Source organism: Nocardia sp. NPDC057440 (assembly GCF_042802915.1).
GTDB lineage: Bacteria > Actinomycetota > Actinomycetes > Mycobacteriales > Mycobacteriaceae > Nocardia.
In genome coordinates this window covers 273,165-298,405 of the sequence record NZ_JBHVDF010000006.1, presented here as the reverse complement: position 1 = coordinate 298,405, position 25,241 = coordinate 273,165, and the positions used below count along the sequence as shown (strand labels likewise).

At 67.7% G+C, this 25,241-nt stretch carries 24 protein-coding genes and 1 pseudogene; 13 read left to right on the top strand and 12 right to left on the bottom strand.

Features of this window, described 5'->3' with window-relative positions; genetic code table 11:
• Positions 1 to 39: 39 nt before the first annotated feature.
• The 7 genes from ACFU4Z_RS14850 to ligD form a co-directional block, all read right to left on the bottom strand.
• On the bottom strand, positions 40 to 1,539 hold the full coding sequence (locus ACFU4Z_RS14850) for a flavin-containing monooxygenase (RefSeq protein ID WP_379063013.1): 1,500 nt from the start codon (positions 1,537 to 1,539) through the stop codon (positions 40 to 42).
• A 5-nt stretch (positions 1,540 to 1,544) separates the two neighbouring features.
• The gene (locus ACFU4Z_RS14845) at positions 1,545 to 2,471 is read right to left on the bottom strand and encodes a ferritin-like domain-containing protein (RefSeq protein WP_379063011.1); all 927 of its coding nucleotides are present in this window, start codon (positions 2,469 to 2,471) and stop codon (positions 1,545 to 1,547) included.
• A 1-nt stretch (position 2,472) separates the two neighbouring features.
• Positions 2,473 to 3,378, bottom strand: a complete 906-nt coding sequence (locus ACFU4Z_RS14840; RefSeq protein WP_379063008.1) for an SDR family NAD(P)-dependent oxidoreductase — start codon at positions 3,376 to 3,378, stop codon at positions 2,473 to 2,475.
• A gap of 1 nt (position 3,379) precedes the next feature.
• Complete coding sequence (locus ACFU4Z_RS14835) at positions 3,380 to 4,279, bottom strand: alpha/beta hydrolase (protein ID WP_379063006.1); 900 nt, start codon at positions 4,277 to 4,279, stop codon at positions 3,380 to 3,382.
• Between the two features lie 227 nt (positions 4,280 to 4,506).
• Positions 4,507 to 4,665 carry a hypothetical protein gene (locus ACFU4Z_RS14830; protein WP_379063004.1) on the bottom strand — a complete coding sequence of 53 codons (159 nt, stop codon included), beginning with the start codon at positions 4,663 to 4,665 and terminating at the stop codon, positions 4,507 to 4,509.
• Positions 4,666 to 4,701: 36 nt separating this feature from the next.
• A complete protein-coding gene (locus ACFU4Z_RS14825) occupies positions 4,702 to 5,658 on the bottom strand; it encodes a D-isomer specific 2-hydroxyacid dehydrogenase family protein (RefSeq protein ID WP_379063002.1) in 957 nt (318 codons plus the stop codon).
• 186 nt (positions 5,659 to 5,844) lie between these two features.
• The gene (gene ligD, locus ACFU4Z_RS14820) at positions 5,845 to 6,801 is read right to left on the bottom strand and encodes a non-homologous end-joining DNA ligase (RefSeq protein ID WP_379063000.1); all 957 of its coding nucleotides are present in this window, start codon (positions 6,799 to 6,801) and stop codon (positions 5,845 to 5,847) included.
• Positions 6,802 to 6,853: 52 nt separating this feature from the next.
• On the opposite strand from ligD, the gene ACFU4Z_RS14815 reads away from it, so the two are divergent.
• The 3 genes from ACFU4Z_RS14815 to ACFU4Z_RS14805 all read left to right on the top strand — a co-directional run bounded on the left by ACFU4Z_RS14815 (position 6,854) and on the right by ACFU4Z_RS14805 (position 7,858).
• Positions 6,854 to 7,102 (top strand): hypothetical protein, encoded by a 249-nt coding sequence (locus ACFU4Z_RS14815; RefSeq protein WP_379062998.1) that lies wholly within the window; start codon positions 6,854 to 6,856, stop codon positions 7,100 to 7,102.
• Positions 7,099 to 7,407, top strand: coding sequence for a hypothetical protein (locus ACFU4Z_RS14810; RefSeq protein WP_379062996.1), 309 nt, complete (start codon positions 7,099 to 7,101; stop codon positions 7,405 to 7,407). Before ACFU4Z_RS14815 ends, ACFU4Z_RS14810 begins: the two co-directional genes overlap by 4 nt.
• A 235-nt stretch (positions 7,408 to 7,642) precedes the next feature.
• Positions 7,643 to 7,858, top strand: coding sequence for a hypothetical protein (locus ACFU4Z_RS14805; protein WP_379062994.1), 216 nt, complete (start codon positions 7,643 to 7,645; stop codon positions 7,856 to 7,858).
• Between the two features lie 256 nt (positions 7,859 to 8,114).
• On the opposite strand, the gene ACFU4Z_RS14800 is transcribed toward ACFU4Z_RS14805, so the two are convergent.
• The gene (locus ACFU4Z_RS14800; RefSeq protein ID WP_379062992.1) at positions 8,115 to 10,238 is read right to left on the bottom strand and encodes a RecQ family ATP-dependent DNA helicase; all 2,124 of its coding nucleotides are present in this window, start codon (positions 10,236 to 10,238) and stop codon (positions 8,115 to 8,117) included.
• Positions 10,239 to 10,574: 336 nt separating this feature from the next.
• Between ACFU4Z_RS14800 and ACFU4Z_RS14795 the strand changes: the two genes are divergently transcribed.
• Positions 10,575 to 11,057: a hypothetical protein gene (locus tag ACFU4Z_RS14795; protein ID WP_379062990.1), complete on the top strand. Its 483-nt coding sequence runs from the start codon at positions 10,575 to 10,577 to the stop codon at positions 11,055 to 11,057.
• Between the two features lie 133 nt (positions 11,058 to 11,190).
• Here the strand turns inward: ACFU4Z_RS14795 and ACFU4Z_RS14790 are convergent, their stop codons facing one another.
• From ACFU4Z_RS14790 to ACFU4Z_RS14775, 4 genes are all read right to left on the bottom strand, one after another.
• Positions 11,191 to 12,414 carry an RtcB family protein gene (locus tag ACFU4Z_RS14790; protein ID WP_379062988.1) on the bottom strand — a complete coding sequence of 408 codons (1,224 nt, stop codon included), beginning with the start codon at positions 12,412 to 12,414 and terminating at the stop codon, positions 11,191 to 11,193.
• Between the two features lie 191 nt (positions 12,415 to 12,605).
• Complete coding sequence (locus ACFU4Z_RS14785; RefSeq protein WP_379062986.1) at positions 12,606 to 13,706, bottom strand: amidohydrolase family protein; 1,101 nt, start codon at positions 13,704 to 13,706, stop codon at positions 12,606 to 12,608.
• A 2-nt stretch (positions 13,707 to 13,708) separates the two neighbouring features.
• On the bottom strand, positions 13,709 to 15,085 hold the full coding sequence (locus ACFU4Z_RS14780) for a glutamine synthetase (RefSeq protein ID WP_379062984.1): 1,377 nt from the start codon (positions 15,083 to 15,085) through the stop codon (positions 13,709 to 13,711).
• 80 nt (positions 15,086 to 15,165) lie between these two features.
• The gene (locus ACFU4Z_RS14775; RefSeq protein WP_379062982.1) at positions 15,166 to 16,044 is read right to left on the bottom strand and encodes a ribokinase; all 879 of its coding nucleotides are present in this window, start codon (positions 16,042 to 16,044) and stop codon (positions 15,166 to 15,168) included.
• Between the two features lie 214 nt (positions 16,045 to 16,258).
• Between ACFU4Z_RS14775 and ACFU4Z_RS14770 the strand changes: the two genes are divergently transcribed.
• The 9 genes and pseudogenes from ACFU4Z_RS14770 (at position 16,259) to nadD (ending at position 25,213) form a co-directional block, all read left to right on the top strand.
• Positions 16,259 to 17,524, top strand: a complete 1,266-nt coding sequence (locus ACFU4Z_RS14770) for a glutamate-5-semialdehyde dehydrogenase (protein WP_379062980.1) — start codon at positions 16,259 to 16,261, stop codon at positions 17,522 to 17,524.
• Positions 17,525 to 17,582: 58 nt separating this feature from the next.
• Positions 17,583 to 18,458 carry an AAA family ATPase gene (locus ACFU4Z_RS14765; protein WP_379062978.1) on the top strand — a complete coding sequence of 292 codons (876 nt, stop codon included), beginning with the start codon at positions 17,583 to 17,585 and terminating at the stop codon, positions 18,456 to 18,458.
• A 3-nt stretch (positions 18,459 to 18,461) separates the two neighbouring features.
• Positions 18,462 to 19,889, top strand: coding sequence for a VWA domain-containing protein (locus ACFU4Z_RS14760; RefSeq protein ID WP_379062976.1), 1,428 nt, complete (start codon positions 18,462 to 18,464; stop codon positions 19,887 to 19,889).
• 9 nt (positions 19,890 to 19,898) lie between these two features.
• Positions 19,899 to 20,240 carry an MmcQ/YjbR family DNA-binding protein gene (locus ACFU4Z_RS14755; RefSeq protein ID WP_379062974.1) on the top strand — a complete coding sequence of 114 codons (342 nt, stop codon included), beginning with the start codon at positions 19,899 to 19,901 and terminating at the stop codon, positions 20,238 to 20,240.
• Positions 20,241 to 20,297: 57 nt separating this feature from the next.
• Positions 20,298 to 20,477 (top strand): annotated as a pseudogene (locus ACFU4Z_RS14750) (hypothetical protein); the annotation flags it as partial.
• A 300-nt stretch (positions 20,478 to 20,777) separates the two neighbouring features.
• Positions 20,778 to 22,763, top strand: coding sequence for a tetratricopeptide repeat protein (locus ACFU4Z_RS14745; protein WP_379062972.1), 1,986 nt, complete (start codon positions 20,778 to 20,780; stop codon positions 22,761 to 22,763).
• Positions 22,764 to 22,864: 101 nt separating this feature from the next.
• A complete protein-coding gene (locus tag ACFU4Z_RS14740) occupies positions 22,865 to 23,659 on the top strand; it encodes an RsiV family protein (protein WP_379062970.1) in 795 nt (264 codons plus the stop codon).
• Between the two features lie 90 nt (positions 23,660 to 23,749).
• Positions 23,750 to 24,478, top strand: a complete 729-nt coding sequence (locus tag ACFU4Z_RS14735) for an RsiV family protein (protein ID WP_379062968.1) — start codon at positions 23,750 to 23,752, stop codon at positions 24,476 to 24,478.
• A gap of 93 nt (positions 24,479 to 24,571) precedes the next feature.
• The gene (nadD, locus tag ACFU4Z_RS14730) at positions 24,572 to 25,213 is read left to right on the top strand and encodes a nicotinate-nucleotide adenylyltransferase (RefSeq protein ID WP_228002288.1); all 642 of its coding nucleotides are present in this window, start codon (positions 24,572 to 24,574) and stop codon (positions 25,211 to 25,213) included.
• Positions 25,214 to 25,241 lie beyond the last annotated feature (28 nt).

Here is a 25,241-nt window from a genome sequence, read left to right as displayed (position 1 = left end):
CGACCGAGTCTAACGTTCCGGCGGCCGGTGACCGTCACCTCAGGAGACCGCCGCGATCCGTGGCGTTCGCGGCTGGGCGGGCACGACGTTGTAGTCGTCGAGGTCGACCGTCCGCAGCTGATTGACGTACTGCGTCGCGAAGCCCGGATACATGGTTGCGTTGAATCCGTCCTCGGTGAGATACCAACTGCGGCAGCCCGAGTTCCACGTGGTCCCGGTGAGCCGCCGTTGCATTCCCGCGTTGTAGCGGTCCTGCCGGTCGCGCCGCACATCGAGCATCCGCAGATCCCTGTCGAGAATGGTCTCGATCGCACCGACCAGGTAATTGATCTGCGCTTCCATATAGACCAGCGCCGAGTTGTGGCCAGGGCCGGAGTTCGGGCCGAAGGTGAAGAAGAGGTTCGGATACCCGGATACCGCAATGCTCTTGTACGCGTATGCGCCGCGCTGCCATTCCTGGGCGAGCACCCGGCCGTCGCGTCCGGTGATCGGGATCGGTGTGCCGGTTTTGGAGACATCGAATCCGGTGGCGAAGACGATGCAATCCGCTTGATGCTCGATACCTTCCGCGGTCCGAATGCCGTGTTCGGCGATACGGGCGATCGGCCAGGTGATCAGTGTGCAATTGTCCTGCTGCAATGCCGGGTAGTAGTCGTCGGTCATCAGCAGTCGCTTGCAGCCCGCCCGGAAGTCCGGGGTGAGCTGTCGTCGCAGCCACGGATCCTTCACCTGCCGATGCAGCTGGGCCCGGCCCACGAGCTCGACCACCCTGGTCAACGGCGTATTCCAGACGACGCCGAGCGCGACCGACTCGTGCCCGTAGAACCAGGCCCGCCTGGCCAGGTTCTCGGCGGCGGGCACCCGCCGGTAGAGCTCTTTGGTCAGTGCGTTGGTGCGTCGATTGACCCGCGGCAGCACCCAGCCCGGCGTCCGCTGGAACACCTTCACCGAGGCCGCCTTGTCGACCAGTTCCGGAATGATCTGTACCGCGCTGGCCCCGGTGCCGACCACCGCGACCTTCTTACCGGTGAAGTCGTAGTCGTGATCCCAACGGGCACTGTGGATTTTGTGGCCCTGATAGTTCTCCAGCCCGCGAATAGCGGGAAAGCTGGCATTGGCCAGCGGTCCGGACGCCAGCACTACCGCGCGAGCGTGGACGGTGTCGGCCCGGCCCTCGACGGTGATGTCCCATCGCCCGGCCGCTTCGTCGAACACGATGCCGGTGATGTTGTGGCCGAACCGGAAATGCTTGTGCAGCTGGAACTGCGCGGCCATCGACTCGATGTACCCGAGGATCTCGTCGCTTCCGGAATACGTGTGCGACCAGTTCGGGTTCGGCGCGAAACTGTAGGAGTACAGCCGCGACGGGATGTCGCAAGCCGCACCGGGATAGGTGTTGTCGCGCCAGGTGCCGCCGATCGCCGTGCCGCGTTCGAAGATCGCGACATCGCTGATCCCATGCTGCTTCAAGCGAATCGCGGTGCCGATACCGGCGAACCCGCCGCCTATCACAGCCACGTCGAGGGTTTCGGTGCTCATCGTGCTCACGCCGCGGGCTCGTAGGTGAGTTCCTTCGACCAGGTCGGCTGCGACCGCAGCAGCCGCTTGGGGACCCGGGCAGTGATCTTGACCAGCGCGTCGGCCACCAGATGGTAGGGATGATCGCGGTTGATCACCCAGCCGCCGTGCATCTTGACCAGCTGGTACATCGGCAGCCGTCGAGCGAATTCGCTACGCTCACCGACATTCGCGTAACGCTTGAGCGCGGCGTACAGCTTCTCCTCGTCGACACCCATCTCCACGATGTTGTCGCGCATCTTGTTCAGCAGCGGCACGTAGCTCAACACTCCGATGAGCAGCGACGGTTTGGCCCAGCCACCGACCAGATCGACGAGCAGCTTGCGCAGCGTGGCGTGGCCGAGCAGATCCATCACCGCGAAATCCACAGCGAGATGCCGTGATTCGTCGGCATTGATCTTCTTGAACGCCTCCTGACAGATCGGGTCCTCGATCTCGTCCATGATGAACTTGACCAGCGCGCCGTCCAGGGTCACCTCGAGCATCGGGATCACGGTGCCGAGGAACGACAACGACATGTCGTCGGAGTACTTGTCGAGGAAGTCGATGACCAGCTTGACGTTCACATTCGGCTGCGGGATCTCGTCACCGTCGAGCATGCCCCAGCGCCGCATCAGCGCGAGCTCGGCATTGGCGTGCTTCTGCTCCTCGGCGTGGAAGTAGCGGTAGATCTCGCGCAGCGTCTCGGTGGGCGCCTTCTTCGCCATTGCCGCGAAGCCGCGCGCGCCGACATTCTCGATCCACATCAGGTCGGCCATGAAGGGCTTGAGCTTGGCGTGCAGTTCGGGTGAGATCGTCTCCGCGCCAGGGGCGTCCCAGTCGATATCGGCCAGGGCCCACTGCCGATCCTTGATCTTGCGGAGCATGTCGTCGAAGTCCATAGCGGTCGCCATGTCAGACTCCTGTCTTGTCGGTGACCGTGGCACGGTCGGTGGTGGTCGAGTTCTCCTGTGGCAGTAGCCGATCCAGGAGCCCGAGGGCATAGGTGTACTGGGCGGGGAAGTAGCGCTTGAGCCGCCACACGAGGTGTGCGTCCAGCTGCGGGAGCACATACAGCTGCCCGCGGTCGTGCGCGTCGAGGGTGGTGCGCGCGACATGCTCTGGCGAGAAGCCGGTCCAGCGCATGAGGGTGTCGGCGAGCCGGGTCGCCTCCCGCGTAATGCGACCGTCGCGAGCGACATTGGTCTTGACGAAGGTCGGGCACAGTACGGTGACCGCGACGCCGGTGCCGCTCATTTCGGCGGCCATCGTCTCCGACAGTGACATGACCGCGGCCTTGGACGTGTTGTAGACGGCCATCGAAGGGGCGGCCGCGAACCCGGCCGCCGAGGCCACGTTGATGATGCCGCCGCGTCCGGCCGCGCGCAGTTGCGGCGCGAAGATCTCGCAGCCGTGCACGACGCCCCACAGGTTGATGCCGAGCGCCCAATCCCAGTCGTCGAATCCGATATCGCCGACGTGCTTTCCGCCGATGCCGACACCGGCATTGTTGATCACCAGCGTGGCAGGGCGCTCGAACTGCGATTCGGCGAAGCGCGCAAGGATTTCCACGTCTTCTCTGCGGGCGACGTCGCAGCGGAACGCGTGTGCGGCGCCAGGGTGTGTGCGTTCGATGAGGGCGACGGTCTCGTCCGCGCGTGCCTCATCGATGTCGGCACAGATCACTTGCCCACCACGGTGGGCGATTTCGAGCGCGAAGGCGCGGCCGATGCCGCTGCCCGCGCCGGTCACCACTGCTCGCGCACCGTGGGTGCGGCGCGGGCGGATACCGAGGGGGATGAGTCTCTCCAGTCCGAACATGTCAGCTCACCTTTTCCGAGACGGTGGTGGGGGAAACCATTGCGGCGCGCAGGAAGTCGGCGACCCGGTCCAGCGCGCGGTCCGCCTCGGGGGCGAGCAGCGGCAGGGCCTGGAACACGTGCACCTGGCCCGGCCAGATCTCGAGTTCGCAGCTGCCGCCCGCGGCGCGCACCATGTCGTGCAGGTGTCGCGCGTCGGCGCTGAGCATTTCGGTGCCGCCGGCCTGCACCAGCATCGGCGGCAGCGCTGTGCCGGGCGGCACCGTCAACCGCAGCCGGGGTGCGTCGGCGGGCAGGCCTCGGGTGTAGGCGTGGGGCAGCCTGCTCGCCGCGCGTGCCGAGATGATCGGATCCCGTTGGCGCCGTTCCTGTTCGGCGGCCAGCCCGAGGGTGAGATCGATCAGCGGCGAGAACATGGCGACGGCAGCGGGCTGTGGTCTGGCCCGGCGGCCGTTTTCGATCAGCAGATCGAGCGCCAGATGCCCGCCCGCCGAATCGCACGCGATCACCAGATCTTGCGAGGCGATGCCGCGGTCGAGCAGCCACCGATATCCTGCCTCGACATCGTCGGCGGCGGCAGGAAACCGATGCTCCGGCGCGAGCCGGTAGTCGGTGAGAAAGACCGGAAGCCCGGTCTTCTTCGACAGCTGCGAGGCAAGTCCGCGATGGGTGCGGGCCGAGCACAGGACGTAGCCGCTGCCGTGGATGTAGTAGAGGGCGCGCTTGCCGAAATCGATGCCGGGAGCTCGCACCCATTCGCCGCGGACCGCGCCGGATCGGACCCGGGTGACAGCGGTGCCGCGCAGCGGTGGCCCCGCCGCGGCCATCACGGTCGCGATCAGCTTCCGGGCGAACCAGATGCCCGGGGTGTTCATCGGCACCACATTGTTCAGTGGCCGCATCCCGATCTCCGCTGCCGTGGCAGCGAGCCGGGACCGCGCGGATGGCGCCGAAGGAACGCCGGGGACCGAGGTCCTCATTGACCTTGTCATGCATTTAGAGTCATCTATGAATGTGCCAGTTGTCAATGGCACATTCAAAAAAGGCGAATTATGGGCGCTGTACGTCAGCTGCGAGGCCGCCCGGCCCTGCTCAGACCGGGCGAGCAGCCTTCAGATGCCGTGTTGAGTCAGCTCGCCGCCGCGGTGTCGACGACGCGCGGCAGCACCAGCTTGTGCGCCTCCCAGCCATCGGCCGCGAGTACAACCGACCCGGGGGAGGCCGACGGGTGGCCGCCGAAGGAGTTCGGCTGCTCTCGACGGCCCGGATTCGATGCACGTTGCGCCAACCGGCGTCGGGTCCATGGACTGTTGTCGCGTTGGCCTCAGTAGCCGCGCTCGGTATCGATCGGGGCGAGCAGATCTCTGCCCTCGACGAACCGTGCGACATTCGCGGCGACATGGTCGGCGAAGGCCGCGAAGCGCAGTTGCGGCGGATTCGAATCATGCGGGGTGACAATGGCATTCGGCAGGACCCAGAGGGGGTGGCCGTCGGGCAGCGGTTCAGGGTCGGTGACATCGAGGCCCGCGCCGGCGATCGCGCCGGACGCCAGCGCCGCGACCAGCGCGTCGGTGTCGATCAGGCTGCCGCGGGCCACGTTGATGACCCACGAGGACGGCTTCAGCCGAGCCAGTTCGTCCGCACCGATCAGGTGCTTGGTGGCGGGTGTCGCCGGAGCGGCGATCACGACGTGGTCGGTGCGTGACCAGACCTTCCCGAGTTGGTCGGCCGGGATGGTCTCGATGGATTCGGGGATTCCGGCGCCGGTCACCGGGCGGCCGGAACGGTTGACAGCGATGATGTGCGTGCCGAGCGGCACCAGCATGGGGATCAGGGCGCGGCCGATACCGCCTGCGCCGACAATGGTGACGGTCTTGCCGCGCAAGGTGCCGACGTGCGGGAAGAAGTCATGCTGCCGCCAGCTCGCCGCACGCAGGTGTTCGGGCAGGTAGCGCACTCCGGCCAGCAGCATCGTCAGCGCGTGTTCGGCCACGCTGGCGGCGAAAGCGCCTGCGGCGGAGGTGAATCGAATATCGGGGTGTCTGGCGAAGATGCCAGCGGTGAACCAGTCCTCGATACCGGCCGCGGGCAGCTGCACCCATTCGATGCTCTCGGGCAGTTCGTCGGGGAATTCGCCGGGGCCGCCGGCCCAGATCAACCCTCGGGCCTGCGCCAGCTCGGTCAGGGTGGCCCCGCCTTCGACGACTGCCTTCTGCAGCAGTGTCGGGGCTGGGGTGGCCGGGCCGATCGCGAGCGGCACCGGGAACTCTGGTCGGTTCATCTCGAGACCTCCTGCAGTAGGCACGACGGTGAGTTCGCGGTGATGATGGCGGCCCGCGGACTCTTCGCGGGTGTCCAGAAGCGAAGGTAGCACCCGAGGCCGCCGGACCTCAGCGACAGAATCCGCGTGATCGTGATGGTCCCGGGGCTGCGGTCGAAACACGTGCTCCCGGGTCGGACCGGTCCGCTACTCCTCGTCCAGGTCGACATCGACGCCGTCGCGTTCCGCCCACTCCAGCAGCGGCTCGATGGGGAATATCGCATTGTCGATGCCCGCGTGCAGATCGCCGAGTTCGGCGTAGCGGGCGGGCACCGTTTTCATGGTGAAGTCGCGCGGATCGATATCGGGGATTTCGTCCCAGCGGATCGGTGTGGAGACGGTGGCCTCCGGCACACCGCGCACCGAATAGGCGGCCGCGATGGTGTGGTCGCGGGCATTCTGGTTGTAGTCGACGAACAGCAGCTTCGGATCGCGGTCTTTGCGCCACCACGTGGTTGTCACGTCGTCGGGCGCCCGCCGCTCGACCTCTTTCGCGAACGCCAGCGCCCCTCGGCGCACCTGCTTGAAACCGAATTCGGGTGCGATGCGGACGTATACGTGCAGACCCTTGCCGCCGGAGGTTTTCGGCCAGCCGACCGCGCCGAGCTCGTCGAGCACCTCGTGCACGACGCCCGCCACGCGCTGGACCCGTGACCACGGGCAATCCGGCATCGGATCGAGATCGATCCGCCATTCGTCCGGGCGCTCGGTGTCGGCGCGGCGCGAATTCCACGGGTGGAACTCGACCGTCGACATCTGCACTGCCCATATGACGTCGGCGAGCTCGCGCACGCACAGCTCGTCGGCATGTCTTCCGTAGCGGGGGAAGAAGACTCGCACGGTCGGAATCCAGTCCGGCGCGCCTGCGGGCAGCCGCTTCTGGTGGACCTTGGCACCGGCGAGCCCCTTCGGGAACCGGTGCAGCATGCACGGCCGGTCGCGCAGCGCGTTGACGATGCCGTCCCCGACGCTCAGGTAGTACTGCACCAGGTCGAGCTTGGTCGCGCCGGTCTCCGGAAAGTAGACCCGGTCCGGGTTGGAGATACGAATCGTGCGGTCGCCGACATCCAGCTCGATGGCGGGCGTCGCAGATTTGCTGGCCACGAGTCCGACCATAGCCGATCCACCCTGGCGCCGAACTGGTATGCATTTCGGTATGAGCAAGGCGAAGCGCGTGACGGTCACGCTGGACCCGCAGGTGGCCGCTTGGGCCGAACAGGCGGCCGACCGGCAGCAGCGCAGCCTGTCGTCGGTGATCAACTCCGCGCTGCGCACCGCGCTGGTGCACGACAGCCTGGCGAAGCTGGTGGTCGACGACGACGCCGAGCTGGCTGCCGCCTACACCGATCTGGACCACGCCAGGGCGGCCGAGTCCGAAGACCCCGGCCCGTGCGGTGCGGCATGAGGCGCGGCGAAATCTGGCGCTACGCACCGACGTTGCGTGACGGCACGCCTTTTCCGCGGCAAACCAGAGTTGTGCTGGTATCCGATACCGCGGTGATGACCTCGCCCAACCGCTGGCTGAGCGCGGTCCCACTGATGGACGCCGATCCCGGCCACGTCCTGGCCGCCGAGACCGCGCACGGCTGGGCCGATGCGTTGGAGCTGCACCGCATCTACCGCCCCTGGTTGGCCGAGCACCTCGGCGAGCTGACACCCAGCGAAACCGACTCCCTGGACGCCCGCCTGCGCGCCACACTCAGCCTCTGAACGGCCGCGCGGCAGGCCCGGAACACTCGGCTCGGCTGACTCGGTAGTCCCGAGGCCAGGGCGCGACATGCCGCGCACCCTCGGCCGCGCCACATCGCAGCGGTCGCTCGCGATCACGTGGCCAGCGCCGCCGAGACCGTGTCCGTCGTTCCCGGGCAGGTCGCAATGGCTTCCGGTCGATTCGCTAGGTGCGAAAACTGTCGGCCCGGTGGTGCCGCGCGAGCACACTGGAGGGATGAAGCAAAGACTGATGCGGGCGATCCGCAGACTGATGGGCAGAGAGGTACCGGCCGGGAACCGCGGTGGCCGCGACGGCCCCGACAGCGCCGGCGGCGCAGGCGTACGAGAGCCACGTCGGCCGATCCCGCCGGAGGACCAATTGAGCGCCACCCGCCCCTTCACCCCAGACCCCGACCCCAAGACCATCATCCTGCCCGACCCCCGCCAGTGACGCCGCCCGCCCGCGACAACTATGCACCGGACCCGGTCCTCGAACCGCCTGCCCCGCGCAGCGGGTGTCCGGTTCGACCACAGGTGTGAGCTCGACATCTCGCCGAAAGTTCGAGAGTCCGACCACAAGCCACCGGCCGCGACCAGCGTGTCCGGCAGCCCCTCGAGCGGCCCGAGTTCAGTGGCGCCTTTTGGGGATACGCACTTGTTGCGGGTGTGCGGATGGGTGCGGGTCCCGAGATGAGGTGCAGGGCGTGTCAGGTGGGTGTTGCCAGGGCGAAGGGGAGTACCGCGGGTGCGCCTGCGGCGCGGAGGGCATGGGTGGCCAGGGTCATGGTCCAGCCGGTGTCGGTGAGGGTGTCCACCAGGAGGATCGGGCCGTCTACCGCGCTGAGGTCGGGGATCAGCCAGGAGTCGTAGAGGGCGGCGACGCGGTGTGCGGAGTTCGCGGCCGAGACGGGTGGGCTGTCGGGGCGGGTTTGCAGGGTGCCGAGGTCACGGAGGCGGCCGACTTCGGCGAGGCGGGCGGCGAGGGTGGCGGTCAGCACGGGGTAGCGCGGGGATTCCAGGGCCATGACCGAGGTGGGCCGGGTTGTCCAGTTCCAGTCGCGCAGCACGGCGATGCAGGCGTCGAAGACCGCGTCGGGGATGGGGTCGTCGGGGGCGTCGAGCAGGGCACGAAGGCGCTGGCCCCAGCCCAGATCGGTGAGCCTGCCCAGGACGCGGCCGGTTTCCGCGCCGTCGGAGATCTTGCCGGACAACGGAATTCCGAGCTTCGCCATGCCCGTCGGCCACTGTTTGCGCGGCGCGAGATCGAGGCCGGGGCGGTCGAGGCGGGCCCGGGTCGCGGCGATGGCCGCGGCGTCGACCGTGACGTCCGGCCGGGTGCCCGTGCAATTGTCGCAGCGGCCGCAGCCGGGTGAATTCCCTTCCAGCGCAGGGAGTCCCGGGTCGTCGAGCTGACGGCGCAGAAATTGCATCCGGCACCCTGACGTGGACTGATAGTCGATCATGGCCTGCTGCTCGACCTCACGGGCCGCGGCGAGGCGCTCGTAGCGTTCGGTGTCGTAGGTCCATTCCTGGCCGGTCGCGATCCAGCCGCCGCGGACCCGGCGCACCGCGCCGTCCACGTCGAGCACCTTGAGCACCATCTCCAGCCGGGAGCGGTTCAATTCGACCAACGGCTCCAGGGCCGCGGTCGACATGGCCCGATCGAAATCGAGCGCATCCAGCACGGCACGCACGATGTGCTCGCGTGGAAAGGCGACCGAGGCGAAATAACTCCAGATCCTGGCGTCCTCCGGGCCGGGCAGCAGCACCACCTCGGCGCGCTCGGTTCCGCGACCCGCACGACCCACTTGCTGGTAGTACGCGATAGGTGAGGACGGCGCACCCACATGCACGACGAAACCGAGATCCGGTTTGTCGAAGCCCATCCCGAGCGCGGAGGTCGCGATCAGTGCTTTGACCTCGTTGTTCAGCAGCGCGGTCTCGAGCGCTTCGCGCTGGGCGGTGTCGGTCTGCCCGGTATAGGCGGCGACGTTGTGCCCGTGCGAATTCAAGACGTCGGCGAGATCGTGCGCGGCGGCGACGGTGAGGGTGTAGACGATGCCGGAACCGGACAGCTCGCCGAGGTGTCCGCTCAGCCAGGCGGTGCGCTCGACCGCGTCGGCGAAACGCACCACCGACAGGTGCAGCGATTCCCGGTCCAGGGTGCCGCGCAGCACCAGCGTGTCGGTGCCGATCTGCGTGGCCACATCGGTCACCACCCGATCGTTGGCCGTCGCGGTGGTGGCCAGGACCGGAACGTCGGAGCCGAGATCGGCGATCAGTGTGCGGATCCGCCGGTAGTCGGGCCGGAAGTCGTGTCCCCAGTCGGAGACGCAGTGCGCTTCATCGATGACGACGAGTCCGGCGTCGGCGGCGAGTTTCGGCAGCACTTGGTCGCGAAAGTCCGGGTTGTTCAGCCGTTCCGGGCTGACCAACAGCACGTCGACAGCGCCCGAGGCCACCTGATCGTGGATCTCGTCCCATTCGGTGACGTTGCCCGAGTTGATGGTCGCCGCCACCACACCCGCGCGTTGCGCGGCCGCGACCTGGTTGCGCATCAGCGCGAGTAGCGGCGACACGATCACCGTCGGCCCGCGCCCCGCCCTGCGCAGCAGCTTGGCCGCGATGAAATACACCGCCGATTTACCCCAGCCGGTGCGCTGCACCACCAGTGCCCTGCGCCGTTGCACCACCAGCGCCTCGATCGCCGTCCACTGGTCCTCGCGCAGCCGCGCCTGCGGGCCCGCGAGTTCGCGCAGCAGTTCTTCGGCACGCTCGCGCAGATCTGGCGAGGTGAGGTCGATCGCTTCGCTGTGCGCCGCCGTGGTCATGGGCTCCATCGTGCCGGATGGCACCGACAGCCGTTCGGGCCGCGTGGTCGGCGACCGTTCCGGGGGTAGTCGCCGCGGATGTGATCGGAGCCGGCACGTGTCGGTGTGCGGGATCCGGTGCGCGCCGACGCCGACGCAAGAAACATGTGTGCCCGATGCCCGCGCGCGCCGGTGTGCCCGATGACGGCCAGGGCGAGCACCAGATGGTTGTCAGTGTCGGAGCGGGCACTGCGTTGTCCTGCGCCGATCCCGTTACGAAACGTGAAATCGCCCTGGACAAAGGGCAATAGGGTGAGAGGATTTCCTCGGCACCGCGGGACCGCGCAGGAGGCGACCATGTCGAGCAGCTATCAGCCACCGCCCGGTTGGTCGCCGCCCGGCGCCCAGTTCCGCACCAGGGGCAATGCCGCACGGACCGTGGTCGGTACCGTGATCGGCTTGGTGGTGACGCCGATCGGGATCGGGCTTGCCGCACACGGCGCACTGGACACCCGGCAATGGGTCGTCTTCGGTGACGTGGGCGCGCGGTGGGGATCCACCTTCCAAATGGTCGGCGGGGCGCTACTGCTGTTCCTGGTGGCGACCTTGGCGGGCTATTCCCCGGCAGGCACCGTGATCGCCGGGCTCATCTGGGGCCTCATCCCGGGCATCGCGCACTTCACCTTCCCCGACGACACCTGGCGATTCGTCGAAGACCTACCCCGCATGTCCGGCGAGATGCACCAGGCGCTGCACGCCTGGCTGATGAACGGCTTCGCCCTCATCACCGGCATGCTCCTGATCGGCTCCGGCATCGCGGCCACCATGAGACGTCGCTGAACCCTGCCTCACACAGTTCGCGGTTGCCCCGCTGCTTAACCGGACAGCCGGGTCGGTTACGAGAAGTCGGCGATCCGAATCCGGCGCGCTTGCCAGGTCGGCCGCGCCCATGCTGGATGGACGCGGCCACCCGTCAACCCTTGACGCAGAGCACCTGACGCAGCGTGGCGACAATGTCGACCAGGTCCCGCTGCGCTGAGATGACCTCGTCGATGTCCTTGTACGCGGCCGGAATCTCGTCGACCACGCCCGCGTCCTTGCGGGACTCGACGCCCTCGGTCTGGGCGATCAGGTCGGCGACGGTGAACTGCTTCTTGGCCGCGGTCCGGCTCATCCGCCGCCCCGCACCGTGCGAGGCCGACTGGAACGAGGCGGGATTTCCCTTGCCGCGCACCACATAGGAGCGGGTGCCCATCGAGCCGGGGATCAACGCGAGGTCGCCCGCCCCGGCGCGCACCGCGCCCTTACGGGTCACCAGCATCGGCACGCCGTCGATCGTCTCCTCGGCCACATAGTTGTGGTGGCATGATATCGGGTCGTCGAAACCCACGACACGGCCGGCGAACTCGTCTCGGACCGCACGGCAGACCAGCGACAGCATCACCGCGCGGTTACGCGCGGCGTACTCCTGCGCCCAGGTCAGATCGCGCCGATAGGCATCCATTTCCGGTGTGCCGGAAAGGAATACGGCCAGGTCGCGATCCGGCAGATCGGCGTTGTGCGGCAGCCCCCGAGCGACAGTCATGTGCCGCTCGGCGAGTTCCTTGCCGATATTCCGGCTGCCGGAGTGCAGCAGAATCCACACCGAGTCGTTCTCGTCCAGGCATACCTCGATGAAATGGTTGCCGCCGCCGAGCGAACCGATCTGCCTGTGCGCCTTGGACTCCAGCGCCTGCACCCCGGGGTTCAGCGACCCGAAGGACGACCAGAACCGATCCCAGCCCGTCTTGTACCGCGCGAGGTCGCCGTGCGATGCGGCGAACTCCGCACCGAGCCGGGTGATATCGACCGCGTCCTTGTGCGCCTGGAAACCGACCGGCACCGCCGCCTCGATGCGCGAGCGCAGCGAATGCAGGTTGTCGGGCAGGTCGGCGGCGGTGAGGTCGGTCTTCACGCTCTCCATTCCGCAGCCGATGTCGACACCGACGGCGGCGGGCGCCACCGCGTCCTTCATCGCGATGACCGAGCCGACCGTCGCGCCTTTACCGAGATGCACGTCCGGCATTACGCGGACGCCGTGCACCCAGGGCAGTTGCGCGATATTTCGCAGTTGCCGCAGCGCGGACTGCTCGATCTCGTGCTCGTTGGCCCACATCAGCGTCTGCGCCCTGGTACCGCGCAGCTCGACGGGAAACATGGGAACGTCCTTCTCTCGATTGATCTGTTCCCGCAACGGTAGAGGTCGTTGCGCCGACCTCGCATTCCATTATCCGCCGTCAGGCTCCATGAAGTCGGCCGCGAGGCCACATTATTTCCTGGCCCGGCCTCGGCGCGCCATCGTCGGCGGTGTCGCCGATGTTCGTGAAGTACTGCCGGTATTTGCCGAATTCATCCAGAATGACTGCTCGACGTCGGTCTGTGACGCGGGATTGGCGGGTAGCGGTGCTTCGCATTGCCGTGCGCGACGGCGGCGACCAGCCGTTCGGCATCGGCGACGGTGATCACGTCCGCGGCCAGCCATTCGTCGAGCAGCAGGCCGAGACCGCGACGCCAGAGTTTCGCACCGAGATAGTGCAGTTCAGGCAGTCCGTAGCCGTCGGAGGAGTAGCACAGCGATCGGAACGGCGCGAGCTCGAGCGTCTCGGCCAGCACGGCCGAAGAGCGATGTCCCACATAGGGAATCGCCAGTCCGAGATCCATCAGCACATGCGGATACGCATGCGCGAGATACGCGGCGTTGCGGTGGAAGGGCCAGCAGTGCAAGAGCACGACGGTGAGCCCGGTATCCGCGGTCGAACGCAGGAAATCGGTGAGCAACAGGGGATCGGCGCGTGCCGCGCGCAGGTCGGTGTCGCCGAATCCGGTGTGGAACTGCAGCGGGAGACCCAGCTCGGCGCCGAGGCGCGCGCCGAGTCCGATAAGGCGGCCCAGTGTCTCCGGATCAGTGAGGCGTTGCTCGGACGCGACCGTAGTCGGGTCCGTGTGCACGAGTGGAAAATCCAACCCGCACCGATAGGCGACGATCGTCTTGAAGCCCACAGCGTGCCGGGCTCGCTCCCGCAGCGCGGCTTCGACATGCTCGAATAATGTTGTCGGCGTGCCGATCTCGGCGATCACCTGTTCGGCGACCTGCTCGAGGCGCACGACCTCGCCGACCTCGCCCGCCGCGAGCTCGGCAAAGGCCGCCAGGTCGTCGGACCCGAAACCGGTGTCGAGGAACCATCGAGTCGTGCCTGCGGCACGCAATAAGCGCGCCGAGACCTCGCGCCAGCCCAGTTCGGCGCGACGGGTCAGATAGTCGTCCGGTTCAGTGTGCGGCGGCAGGTCGAGGACGGGCGCGCACCAGCGCCGCACCGCGAGTCCGATCGATGACTCGAACGTTCCGCGCCGCCCCTCGCCGAGCAACTCCTCGAAGTGCGGCAGGTCCAGGTCAGCGGTGACCACACCGTGGCAATGGTGGTCGGTGAGCGGGACGCCGTCGGTGAGCACCGCTAGAACCGCCAGCGCGTGAGCTCGACCAGCTCTGCCGCGGGGGTGTCTCGATAGCGCTCGGCCTCGGCGCGGCGCACGGTGAGAAGCGCGTCGTGCAGTTCGGGCCCCATGGCCTCGGCGAGCACGGCCGATTCCGCAAGTCGATCCGCGGCCTCCGACGGCGCGGTCGGCAGTCGGTGCACACCGGAGATCATCAGTGCGTCGGCATCGAATGTCGCTGGGTCGCCGGTGATTTCGGTGGGCAGCCGGAGTTCGTCGGCGATGCCGGCGAGCCCGGCGGCGATGACCGAGCCGACGATCAGATAGGGGTTTCCGGTCGCGTCGAAGCATTTGACCTCGGCGTTGGCCGCCCACGGTTCGGTGCCGCGCACACCGGTGACGTAGCGCAGCGCCGCCTCCCGTGTCTCGCGGCCCCAGCATTGCCACACCCCGGCCCACCGGGACGGCTCCAGACGCAGGAAGCTCGCCGGATTGCCCGCGCCGACGGCGACCAGGGCGGGCAGTTCACGCAGCACACCGGCCAGGAACGATTCGCCCGCGCCGCGCATACCGTAGGGTCCATGGCCGCCGACGAACAGCGAACCGTCCTCGTCGTGTGCCGAAAGATGGAGGTGGGCACCGGAACCCGCACCGTCCGGTTCGATGCAGGGCGCGAGTAGCGCACGCCAACCGTGTTGCAGGCTGACCTGCCTGATGGTGTGCCGGACCAGCACCGCGTCGTCGGCGGCCGCGACCGGATCCGTCGCCTCGACCGATAATTCCAGTTGTGACAGCGCATATTCGGGATGGAACTGCTCGACCGAGATCCCTTGCCGCTGCAGCGCGGTGACCAGGTCTCTTGCGTAGTCGCCGACCCGGCCGAACCGAATGATGCCGTAGGCAGGGCCGGGCGCCGCGGGAGTGAAACCGTGGCCGTCGGGATCGTCCCGTCCGACCGACCACTCGGTTTCGAAGGCCATCGACAACCGCATACCCACCCGTTGTGCCGCCTCGGTCTGCCGCGCCGCAAAGGCACGCTGGCAAGCGGTGAAACGCATGCCATCCTGGGTGAACTTGTCGGCAGGTGCCCAGGCCCAGCCGGTCTGGCAGGCAAGCTCGGTGAGCCTCGACAAATCCGGAACCAGACGCAGATCGCCGTCCGGGCCGCCGAGATACCGCCCGACGGCCATGAGATCGTCGAACGCGAACGTCTCGAAGCACGGCGACACCCCGACGCCATACCGCGCCGCATGCGCGAGCCGGGATTTCGGCACCGCCTTGACTCGGGTGACACCGGCGTTGTCCACGAAGGACAGCACGACCATATCGGCATCCAGCCTGCCGATGACGGCCTCCACGTCGCCGTCGGCGGGTATGCGTTCCGGCATGGTTGGCATGAACCGCAACGATAGTCGGCGACGGTCGCGGTCGGAGCAGACTCGGCGGCCGCGTGTTCGATATCGGGCAGCCTGGTGCGCTACCACGGCGGGAGCGCTGCCTCGATGCGTTCTCGTGTCGGTATCGATGAACTCGCGCCGAGTGTGGTCGTTGCCAGCGCACCGGCTGTGCTGGCCCATGCCAGTGCCGCTTCGGGGCCGCGGTGCCAGGCGGCGGCGAGCGCGCCGGTGAAGGTGTCGCCCGCGCCGGTGGTATCGATCGCCTCGACCCGCGGGCTCGGCTGTGACAGCTCCCTGCCGTTGGGGCCGCGGTAGGTGGCGCCGTCCGCACCGTGGGTGACCACCAGATGCGCGACGGGCTCGAGATCGGAGCCGAGATGTTTGGCCTCGCCCGAATTCACCACCGCCACATCGACATGTGCCCACAGGTCGGCCATCAGATGTTGTGCCGGGGAAGGATTCAGCAACACAACGGTCCCGTTCGCGCTGGCATGCATGACCGCGGCCGCCACGGTGTCGACCGGGATCTCCAACTGGCACAGCAGAATATCGGCCGCCGCGATCGCGGCCAGATCCGCGTCGGTGAGTGCCGTCATGGCGGCATTGGCCCCGCCGACCACGACGATGCTGTTCTCGCCGCGCGCATCGACCACGATCGCGGCGATTCCGCTCGGACCGGCGACGGTGCGCAATCGCTCGGTGCCGACGCCCGAATCCTTCAGCACGCCCCGTAGCGCACCGGCGAAGACGTCGTCACCTACCGCGCCGAGGAACTCGACGGCCCCGCCTGCTCGCTGGGCCGCGATCGCCTGATTGGCGCCCTTCCCGCCGGGCACCATGGCGAAACCGGTGCCGAGCACGGTTTCCCCCGGAGCGGGGCGCTGCTCGGTGGTGGTGACGAGGTCCATATTGATGCTGCCAAGCACGACGATGGCGGGCTTGCTCGGGTCGGCGGTCATACGCGCGACGGTAGTCCCAGCCCGCGGGGTGCGGCGCGCGCTCGGCACGATCCGGCGGGTGCGCGGGCGTCAGCCGGGTGCTCCCTGGTGAGCACAGCGTTGCCGTTCCCGCGCTACCCGCGGGTTTGTCTTGCCCCCGAACGAGTGGCTGCGCAGCTTATCGGGGCCTCGAGTGGGTGAAACCGGTGCAAAACCGGGTGCGTAGGCTGTACCCATGACGTCAGGCACGACGACCGAGCAGGATACCCGCGAAGTGGTGCACGAGGCCGCGCGCAGGGCTCGCGTCGCCTCCCGTGCGCTGGCTCGACTGACCACCGCGCAGAAGGACGCCGCGCTGCATGCCGCGGCCGATGCGCTGCTCGCCACCGCGGGCACGGTGCTCGACGCCAATCTCGAAGATCTGCTGGTCGCGAAGTCTTCGGGCGTGGAGGAGTCGCTGCTGGACCGGCTGCGGCTGACCAAGGCCAGGATCGACGGCATCGCCTCCGGGCTGCGGCAGGTCGCCGGGCTGCCGGATCCGGTCGGGACAGTGGTGCGTGGTTCGACGCTGCCCAACGGGCTGGAGATCCGCCAGGTGCGGGTGCCGCTCGGCGTGGTCGGCATGGTGTACGAGGCGCGGCCGAATGTCACCGTCGACGCGTTCGGGCTGGCGCTGAAGTCCGGCAATGCCGTGTTGCTGCGCGGCTCGTCCTCGGCGGCGCATTCGAACAGCGCCCTGGTCGCGGTGCTGCGGGAAGCGCTTGCCACGCAAGGCATTCCGGAAGACGCCGTGCAGCTGCTGCCCAGCGCGGACCGCTCCAGCGTGACTCACCTGATCCAGGCGCGCGGCCTGGTCGATGTGGTGATCCCACGCGGCGGCGCCGGTCTGATCAATGCCGTGGTCCGCGACGCGACGGTGCCGACCATCGAGACCGGCACCGGCAACTGCCACCTCTACGTGCACTCCGCCGCCGACCTCGAGATGGCCGAGAACATCCTGATCAACGGCAAGACCCGCCGCCCGAGCGTGTGCAACGCCATCGAGACGGTGCTCATCGATGACGCGATCGCGACCACCGCGGTGCCGCGCCTGATCGAGGCGCTGGAACGGCACGGCGTCACCGTCCACGGTGACCTGCCCGGTCTGGTGCCCGCCGACGAGAAGGACTGGGGCGAGGAGTACCTGACCCTCGATATCGCGCTGAAGGTGGTCGACGACCTGGACGCGGCCGTCGAGCACATCAACACCTGGGGCACCGGCCACACCGAAGCCATCGTCACCGGCGAGGTCGCCGCGGCACGCGAGTTCACCAGCCGGGTCGACGCTGCCGCGGTCATGGTGAACGCGTCCACCGCGTTCACCGACGGCGAGCAGTTCGGCTTCGGCGCGGAGATCGGCATCTCCACCCAGAAGCTGCACGCCCGAGGCCCGATGGCGTTGCCGGAACTGACCTCCACCAAGTGGATCGTGTGGGGCGACGGCCAGATCCGGCCGGTTTAGAGCTCTGGATGGATAAGGAGTGCGGCGGCTCGTTCCGCTCACCCGAGGAAGGACAACCGTGGCGGAAGCACCGCAGCAGCCGATTTTCACGTCGGTCGACGATGTGATCGAACGGCTCGCGACCACCGGCTATCTGGCCGACAAGGCCACCGCCACTTCGGTGTTCCTGGCCGACCGGCTCGGCAAGCCGCTGTTGATCGAGGGTCCTGCCGGTGTCGGAAAGACCGAGCTGGCCAGGGCGGTCGCGCAGACCGCAGGCGCCGAATTGGTGCGCCTGCAGTGCTATGAGGGTGTCGACGAGGCCCGCGCACTGTACGAGTGGAACCACGCCAAGCAGATCCTGCGCATCCAGGCCTCCAGCGAAAACGACTGGGAAGAAACGAAAGCCGACGTCTTCACCGAGGAGTTCCTGCTCACCCGGCCGCTGCTGACCGCGATCCGGCGCACCGAACCGACGGTGCTGCTGATCGACGAGACCGACAAGGCCGACGTCGAGATCGAGGGTCTGCTGCTCGAGGTGCTCAGCGATTTCGCGGTCACCGTCCCGGAATTGGGGACCATTACCGCCGAGCGCAAACCGTTCGTGGTGCTGACCTCCAACGCCACCCGCGAGCTGTCCGAGGCGCTCAAGCGCCGCTGCCTCTACCTGCACCTGGACTTCCCGGACGAAGAACTGGAGCGCCGCATCCTGGCCAGCCGGGTGCCGGAGCTGTCCAGCGCGGTCGCCGCCCAGCTGGTGCGAATCGTGCACGTGCTGCGCGGCATGCAGCTCAAAAAGCTGCCCTCGGTCGCCGAATCGATCGACTGGGGTCGCACGCTGCTCGCGCTCGGGCTCAACGACTTGGACGACAAGACGGTGCGCGCCACGCTCGGCGTCGTGCTCAAGCATCAGGCCGACCACCAGCGTGCGGTCGCCGAGCTGAAGCTGGCCTGAGCCATGTCGACGGGATCGATCCCTGCGGACGCCGAGCTGATGGATGCGCCGCACGGGTTGCCCGGGCACCTGGTCGGATTCGTCGAGGCACTGCGGACACGCGGAATTCCGGTGGGTCCCTCGGAGACTGTGGACGCGGGCCGGGTGGTGACCGTGCTCGACCTGATGGACCGTGAGGTGCTGCGCGAGGGGCTGGCGTGTGCGTTGCTGCGCCGCACCACGCATCGCACGACCTTCGACGGGCTGTTCGACCTGTGGTTTCCGATCGCGGTGGGTGAGCGCACGGCCGTAGACGATGAGGTCGAGATTCCCAAGACGCCCTCGGGTGAGGTCGACATCGAAGCCCTGCGGGAATTGCTCGCGGAACTGCTGGCCCTGGAATCGGCCGAGGCGCAGCTGGAGGCGCTTGCCGCCCAGCTGGTCGAGCAGCTCGGTCAGTATCAGTCCGCGAGTGGGTCGTCGTTTTCGGCCTACAAGGCATTGAAGGACGTTCAGCCGCAAACCTTGCTCGCCAAGATCCTGGCCGGTCTGGCGGCCGGCCCGGACACCAGTGCGTTCGACACCGAGATCGCCAGGCGGGCCGCTCGCGGGCGCATCGACGGGTTCCGCGCGTCGGTGGAAGCGGAGACCCGGCGGCGGGTGGCCGAGCGGATCGGCCGTGAGCGCGTCGCGAGCTACGCCGTCTCGCGGCAATCCGAGGACGTCGATTTCCTGCGGGCGTCGGAATCCGAGCTGATCGAGATGCGGCGCAGCACCCAAAGACTGGCGCGCATCCTGGCGTCTCGACTCGCGGTGCGACGCAGGCATTCCCGTCGCGGCGAGATCGATCTGCGCAAAACCCTGCGTAAGTCGATGTCGACCGGTGGTGTGCCCATCGACCTGGTGAATCGCAAGCCGCGGCCGGGCCGTCCCGAGCTGGTCCTGCTGTGTGACGTGTCCGGCTCGGTGGCGGGCTTCAGCAACTTCACCTTGCTGCTGGTCAACGCGCTGCGCGAACAATTCTCGCGGGTCAGGATTTTCGCGTTCGTCGACCAGACCGACGAGGTCACCGGATTCTTCGATCCGCGCACGCAGCTCGACACTGCGATGGCCCGGATCTTCACCGAGGCGGCTGTCGTCGGCATGGACGGGCACTCCGACTACGGCAACGCGCTGGCCGGGTTCGTCAGAGACTTCCCCGATGCCGTCACTGCCCGCAGCTCACTACTGATCCTCGGCGACGCGCGCACCAATTACCGTGACCCCGAACTGGATACGTTGCGGTCGCTGGTGCGCACCGCCAAGCACGCGCACTGGCTCAATCCGGAGATGCGAACCAACTGGGGTTCCGGCGATTCCGCCGCCGACAAGTACCAGCAGGTGATCGAGATGCACGAATGCCGCTCGGCCAGCCAGCTGACCGCGGTGGTGTCTCGGCTGCTGCCGGTGTGAGGGGCCGACATGGATGAGACGAAACTGCTGGCGTACTGCCTGGCGAAACCCGGTGCCTGGCAGGACGAACCGTGGGAGGGCGATATCGTCGCCAAGGTCGGCGACAAGATCTTCGCGTTCCTCGGCTCGACCTCGGTCGGGCTCAAATGCGGCCGCAACCGGGAGGAAGCCGACGAGCTGATCCGGGTCTACCCGCAGGACGTGGCGGCCTCCGCCTACATCGGCAGGTATGGCTGGAACACTGTCGCGCTCGGCGGCGCGATTCCCGGCGACGAGCTCACCGAACTCGTGGACCAGTCCTATGACGCCGTCGTGAGCAAACTGCCGAAGTCGAAACGCCCCACCGTCTGAAAGTTGTCAAGCTTTCGTTAAGCCGACCATTGGCGGGTAGCAGCACTATCGGTCGCCATGGTGAACCCAACGCCGGACAGCGCCGGTTCGGTGGGCGGCGAGGCCGCGGACCACAGCGATGCGTTCCAGGTGGATCTGCGGGGAGTCGTCGATCTGCTCTCGCATCATCTGTATTCGAGTCCGGGGGCGTATGCCCGCGACCTGTTGCAGAACGCGGTCGACGCCGTCACCGCCCGGCAGCTGCTGGACCCTGAGCCCGGGCGGCCGCGCGCCTTCCTTTCCGTGCACGCGCTCGGTGTGAAGGCCATGGCTCGGCATTCTCCCGACATGCCGCGGATCATGCTGCCGCACTTGTTGTTCGAAACCACCGATGGACGCGTGGCGCTGACGGAGTTCGCTCGTCGGCATCGCATGATCCGGGTGACCAAGGGCGCGGTCGTCGATTCTGCGACTCAACGCTCGGTCGGTGGGGGTGCTGCGGCGGGGTGAGGTCGCGGTGTCGTGTGGGTGATGTCAGACAGGTAGGGGAGGCGTGAGATGGACGCGACAGAGATCCGAAGCGCATTGGCGCACAGTTGTTCGCTGCCGGAGGGGCGCGGGCGAGCGCAGCGATTGGAGACGCTCGCCGCGGCCGCGAAGGCAGGGCCGGACCGGGCCCTGGAGGGGGCGGTGCTGCTGGAGTTGGCCAAGGCGTACGCGCAAGGGGGCGAATGGGATCTGGCTCCGGTCGCCTACGCCAGGTTGTTGCGGATCCACGATGACTTTCCTGCCGAACTCGGCGCCATCGCGCCGTCGGTGCACTGGTATCTGAAGTGGATGACGTCGGGATTGATCGGAAACCCCGCGGTCCCGCTTCCGACGACCTATCGGTGGCTCGACGAGCTCGAAAACCGTTATCGCCAGCAGGGATACAGTGCCCGTCCGGTGTTCGCGCTGCGCTCGGATCTGGCTCGGGAACTGGGCGAGCACGAGCAGGCCGCCCGTCTGCTCGACGCCGCGATGGCCGCGCCGCGCGACGGCATGTCCGACTGCGAAGCGTGCGAACGCAGCGGATGGGGCGTCGATTGCGCGCGGGCCGGTGACGACGAGGGCGCACTCGCTCAGTGGCGGCCGGTTCTCGACGGTGAGCGCAGCTGCGCGGAGCAGCCACAACGGGTGCTCGCGCACGCGTTGCTTCCGCTGGTGCGCACCGGCCGCACCGTGCAAGCGCGCAATGCGCACTTGACCGGGTATCCACTGGTCCGGCACAGTCCCGACCTCCGGCACGCCGTCGCCGAACACATCGAGTTCTGTGCCCTCACCGGCAACGAAGCGCGCGGCCTCGACATCCTCGCCGCGCACGCCGCGTGGCTGACCGATCAGGGCTCCGACGCCGCCGCCCGGCTGTCGTTCACGACGGGAGTGTCGGTGCTGCTGCGCAGACTCGAAGCACTCGGCCTCGGTGATCTCTGCCTCGGCGTCGGAACGGTGTATTCGGTGCGCGCGAACCTCGATATCGAGATCGGTGCGCTGTCGGACCGCTTCGACGCCCGCAACGACAGCACCGTTGTCAGTGCCCGCGTCGCGACGCGACTGGCACAACAACCGCTGCTCGAGCGCCTTCCTCTCGGTCTGCGCCACACCTTGCCGCGCCCAGCTCGCCCCCAGCGCGCGGTCACCGCAACAGAGCGGGTCGCCGCCGCCGCCGAACGGGAGGCCGAGGCGCTGTGGCTGGCAGGTCTGGCCGCGGCCCGGCTGATCGACCGGCCTGCGGTCGCGGAACGGCATCTGCGGCGGGCACTGTCGATCGGCGCAACGGTATTGCCTGCCGAGCACCTGGCGCGGCTGAGTTCGCAGCTGGTCATGGTGTTGTCCGGGCAGCCGGGGCGCGAATCCGAATTGGCCGACGCGGCACTCGACGCCGTCGCGCGATGGGAGGGGATTTCCGACGCCGACGCCGTGCATCTCACCTTCGTCGCGGCGCGCGCCTTCCATCGGGCCGGACGGCACGGCGAGGCCGCCGCCTTGTTCGAGCAGCCGATTGCCGCGGGCAAGGTGCCCTACCCGGCCGCCGAGATGGCCGTGCTGCGCAGGCAGTATGCCGAATCCCTACGCAGGCTCGGCCGATTCCGCGCTGCGGCACGGCAATTCGTCGAAGCCGCGCGTTTGGTTCACGATGACCCCGGACGCATCGAGCTACAGGCCGACCTTGTCTGGGCGGCGGCGACCGCGCTGGAAAACTGCGATGAGGACGACCAGGCGCTGGCGGCGTATCTGCATGCCGCTCAGCTCTGGGGTGAGCTCGGTCGAGTGGGTCCGCGAGCCCGGTGCCTGCGCTCGGCCGCCTGGGTGCAGATATGGAGCCGAAGCGGCGAATCCGACGAGCGACCCTGGCTGGCGACGATGGGCGGGTTGCTCGCCGAACTGGAACAGCGCGCAGGCGCCGCGCCGTCGGCCGAGGTGACCAGCGAACTCGCGCACACCCACAGCCAATTGGCGGACATGCGGCGCGAAGTCGGAGACACGGGCGCACCGGACTCCTGAGGTCCATTACTCCTTGATAAGGGAATCGTTAGGCGATACCGGCATGGTCGAGAATGGACACCGGGATGGGCTCGGTGCGTCGTCGATTCGGGAGCTTCCACATGAAGAAAATTGCCGCAGCCGCCGTGGCAGGCGCGCTCACCGCTGTGCTGACGGCCTGCGGGCCGGGTGACGCTCCGAGCTCGGGTGGCGCGCCGTCGTCGGCCGGTGCGGCGGGTTCGCCGGCGCCATCGGCGGGCGGGACCACACCGTCAACCGGGCCCACCACGCCTTCGACCGTGCTCTCCTCCCCCCAGTCCGACCCGAATGCCGCCTTCACCCCGTCGTCCATCCGGCTCGAAGGCCCGAACTACACCATCGACGTACCGCAGGTGAACGGCGGGAACCCCGGCGCGCGAGCGGAATTCAACGACGGAATGGGCGCGCTGGCGGGCGGCTGGATCGCGCAGCTCGTTCCCGGCACCTCGCTCACCGGCGGCGAGAGCGCGGTGGTGCACATCGGCACGCGTGTCCTCAGCGGCGAGCTGGTCGTGATCGTGTACTCGCAGGGCGCCGCGCATCCGAACAACTTCTACGGAACCCACGTGACGAACGTGGACACCGGTCGACCGATCACGCTGACCACCCTGTTCACCGACACACGCAAGGGCCTGGAGGCGCTGTCGGCGCAGGCCGCGCTGCTGGTGCCGAAGACACGGGCAGGCGCGGACTACCGTAAGGAGGCCATCGCCCCCGAGGAGCGGAATTACGAGAACTGGCTGGCTACCCCGGAGGGCATGCGGATCGTGCTCGGCGAAATCGGGCCGCACGCGTTGGGCAAGATCGAGATCACGGTGCCGTGGCCGGAGTTGGACAGTGTGCTGAGGCCGGGTATGCGGGAGGTCGTCGGCTCCTGAGGGCAGCTGCGACATGCGGGCAGTCGTCCGCCGACGATCCGGTCGCGAATAACTAGGCTGTACCGGGCATCGTCTGGGAGGGTTCCGCGAATGAAGAAGACTGTCGCCGCCATCGTGGCCGCAGCGTTGGCTGCCGTGCTCACCGCGTGTGGATCCGCCGATCAGGCCGGCCCGGCCGCCACGGTGTCCACCACGTCCGCCGCTGTCGAGTCACCCGCTCCTGACACGACCTGGGGGTTCACCGCGACGACGGTGCGCTTGGAGGGCGTGGGATACAGCGTCGACCTGCCACAGGTCGCCGGTGGAAAAGGGGACGCGCGCACCGAATTCGACAATGGGATGCGCGCCGAGGCGGACAAGTTCATCCGGGACGCGGGCCCGGACATCAAAGTCACCGGGTTCCGCAGCGAGGTCGCCCGAATCGGCCGCCATGTGCTCAGCGGTGTGCTGGGGATCGAGGTCGACACCGGCGGCGCCCATCCGGCCACCTACAAGGCCACCCACGTGACCAACATCGACACCGCGACGGCGCTCACCCTGCCCGATCTGTTCACCGACCTGCAGCAGGGACTGAACGTGCTCTCGACACAGGCGGCGGAACTGCTGCCGAAGACGCGGGTCGGCACCAATTTCTATTTCAAGGAAGATCTCGAGCCGAGGGTGCAGAACTACGAACGCTGGGTCGCGACCCCCGCGGGAATGCGCATCTATCTCGGCGAGCTCGCGTCGCACGCGATGGGCTACATCGACATCACCGTGCCGTGGTCCGCGCTCGACGGCGTGCTGAAGCCAGATCTGCGGGCAGTCGTCAGCAGTTGACGGCGAATCGGTGCGCGGTGCACCCGCTCGGGCGGCCCGCTCAGCGCACGCTCGGCGACGTCACATGGGGGCAACCCGTTAAGCTCGGCACTCATGCACGAGACAGGTCGGCGCCGACGCAAGCTAGGCGTGATGGGCGGCACGTTCGACCCCATCCATCACGGTCACCTGGTCGCCGCCAGCGAGGTCGCGAATCGTTTCGACCTCGATGAGGTGATCTTCGTCCCGACCGGACAGCCATGGCAGAAAGCGGACAAACAGGTCAGCCCGGCCGAGGATCGCTATCTGATGACGGTGATCGCGACCGCCTCCAACCCGCGATTCTCGGTCAGCAGGGCCGACATCGACCGGGGAAAAGTCACCTACACCGTCGACACCCTGCGCGAGATGCGCAGCAAGCATCCGGACGCCGAGCTGTACTTCATCACCGGAGCGGATGCTCTGTCCAACATCCTGACATGGCAGGATTGGGCCGAACTGTTCGAACTGGCGAAGTTCGTCGGGGTGAGTCGACCGGGGTATGAGCTGAATGCCGATCATCTCGCGGAGCATCTGCGCGACCTGCCGGTCGACGCGGTGACCATGATCGAGATCCCGGCCTTGGCGATCTCGTCGAGCGAATGCCGTCGCCGCGCGGCCGAGAATCGGCCGGTGTGGTACCTCGTCCCCGACGGGGTTGTGCAGTACATATCGAAGCGGCACCTTTACGTGCCCGCAGGAGCGGAAGGTAGCTGAACGTGAGCAAGCACAGCGAGGTTGCGGC

Bases quoted from the DNA above. Each gene is read 5' to 3' on its own strand.
- ACFU4Z_RS14850 (WP_379063013.1), bottom strand. From the start codon at position 1,539: ATGAGCACCGAAACCCTCGACGTGGCTGTGATAGGCGGCGGGTTCGCC.
- ACFU4Z_RS14845 (WP_379063011.1), bottom strand. From the start codon at position 2,471: ATGGCGACCGCTATGGACTTCGACGACATGCTCCGCAAGATCAAGGAT.
- ACFU4Z_RS14840 (WP_379063008.1), bottom strand. From the start codon at position 3,378: ATGTTCGGACTGGAGAGACTCATCCCCCTCGGTATCCGCCCGCGCCGC.
- ACFU4Z_RS14835 (WP_379063006.1), bottom strand. From the start codon at position 4,279: ATGCGGCCACTGAACAATGTGGTGCCGATGAACACCCCGGGCATCTGG.
- ACFU4Z_RS14825 (WP_379063002.1), bottom strand. From the start codon at position 5,658: ATGAACCGACCAGAGTTCCCGGTGCCGCTCGCGATCGGCCCGGCCACC.
- ACFU4Z_RS14815 (WP_379062998.1), top strand. From the start codon at position 6,854: ATGAGCAAGGCGAAGCGCGTGACGGTCACGCTGGACCCGCAGGTGGCC.
- ACFU4Z_RS14810 (WP_379062996.1), top strand. From the start codon at position 7,099: ATGAGGCGCGGCGAAATCTGGCGCTACGCACCGACGTTGCGTGACGGC.
- ACFU4Z_RS14805 (WP_379062994.1), top strand. From the start codon at position 7,643: ATGAAGCAAAGACTGATGCGGGCGATCCGCAGACTGATGGGCAGAGAG.
- ACFU4Z_RS14800 (WP_379062992.1), bottom strand. From the start codon at position 10,238: ATGACCACGGCGGCGCACAGCGAAGCGATCGACCTCACCTCGCCAGAT.
- ACFU4Z_RS14795 (WP_379062990.1), top strand. From the start codon at position 10,575: ATGTCGAGCAGCTATCAGCCACCGCCCGGTTGGTCGCCGCCCGGCGCC.
- ACFU4Z_RS14790 (WP_379062988.1), bottom strand. From the start codon at position 12,414: ATGTTTCCCGTCGAGCTGCGCGGTACCAGGGCGCAGACGCTGATGTGG.
- ACFU4Z_RS14780 (WP_379062984.1), bottom strand. From the start codon at position 15,085: ATGCCAACCATGCCGGAACGCATACCCGCCGACGGCGACGTGGAGGCC.
- ACFU4Z_RS14775 (WP_379062982.1), bottom strand. From the start codon at position 16,044: ATGACCGCCGACCCGAGCAAGCCCGCCATCGTCGTGCTTGGCAGCATC.
- ACFU4Z_RS14770 (WP_379062980.1), top strand. From the start codon at position 16,259: ATGACGTCAGGCACGACGACCGAGCAGGATACCCGCGAAGTGGTGCAC.
- ACFU4Z_RS14760 (WP_379062976.1), top strand. From the start codon at position 18,462: ATGTCGACGGGATCGATCCCTGCGGACGCCGAGCTGATGGATGCGCCG.
- ACFU4Z_RS14755 (WP_379062974.1), top strand. From the start codon at position 19,899: ATGGATGAGACGAAACTGCTGGCGTACTGCCTGGCGAAACCCGGTGCC.
- ACFU4Z_RS14745 (WP_379062972.1), top strand. From the start codon at position 20,778: ATGGACGCGACAGAGATCCGAAGCGCATTGGCGCACAGTTGTTCGCTG.
- ACFU4Z_RS14740 (WP_379062970.1), top strand. From the start codon at position 22,865: ATGAAGAAAATTGCCGCAGCCGCCGTGGCAGGCGCGCTCACCGCTGTG.
- ACFU4Z_RS14735 (WP_379062968.1), top strand. From the start codon at position 23,750: ATGAAGAAGACTGTCGCCGCCATCGTGGCCGCAGCGTTGGCTGCCGTG.
- nadD (WP_228002288.1), top strand. From the start codon at position 24,572: ATGCACGAGACAGGTCGGCGCCGACGCAAGCTAGGCGTGATGGGCGGC.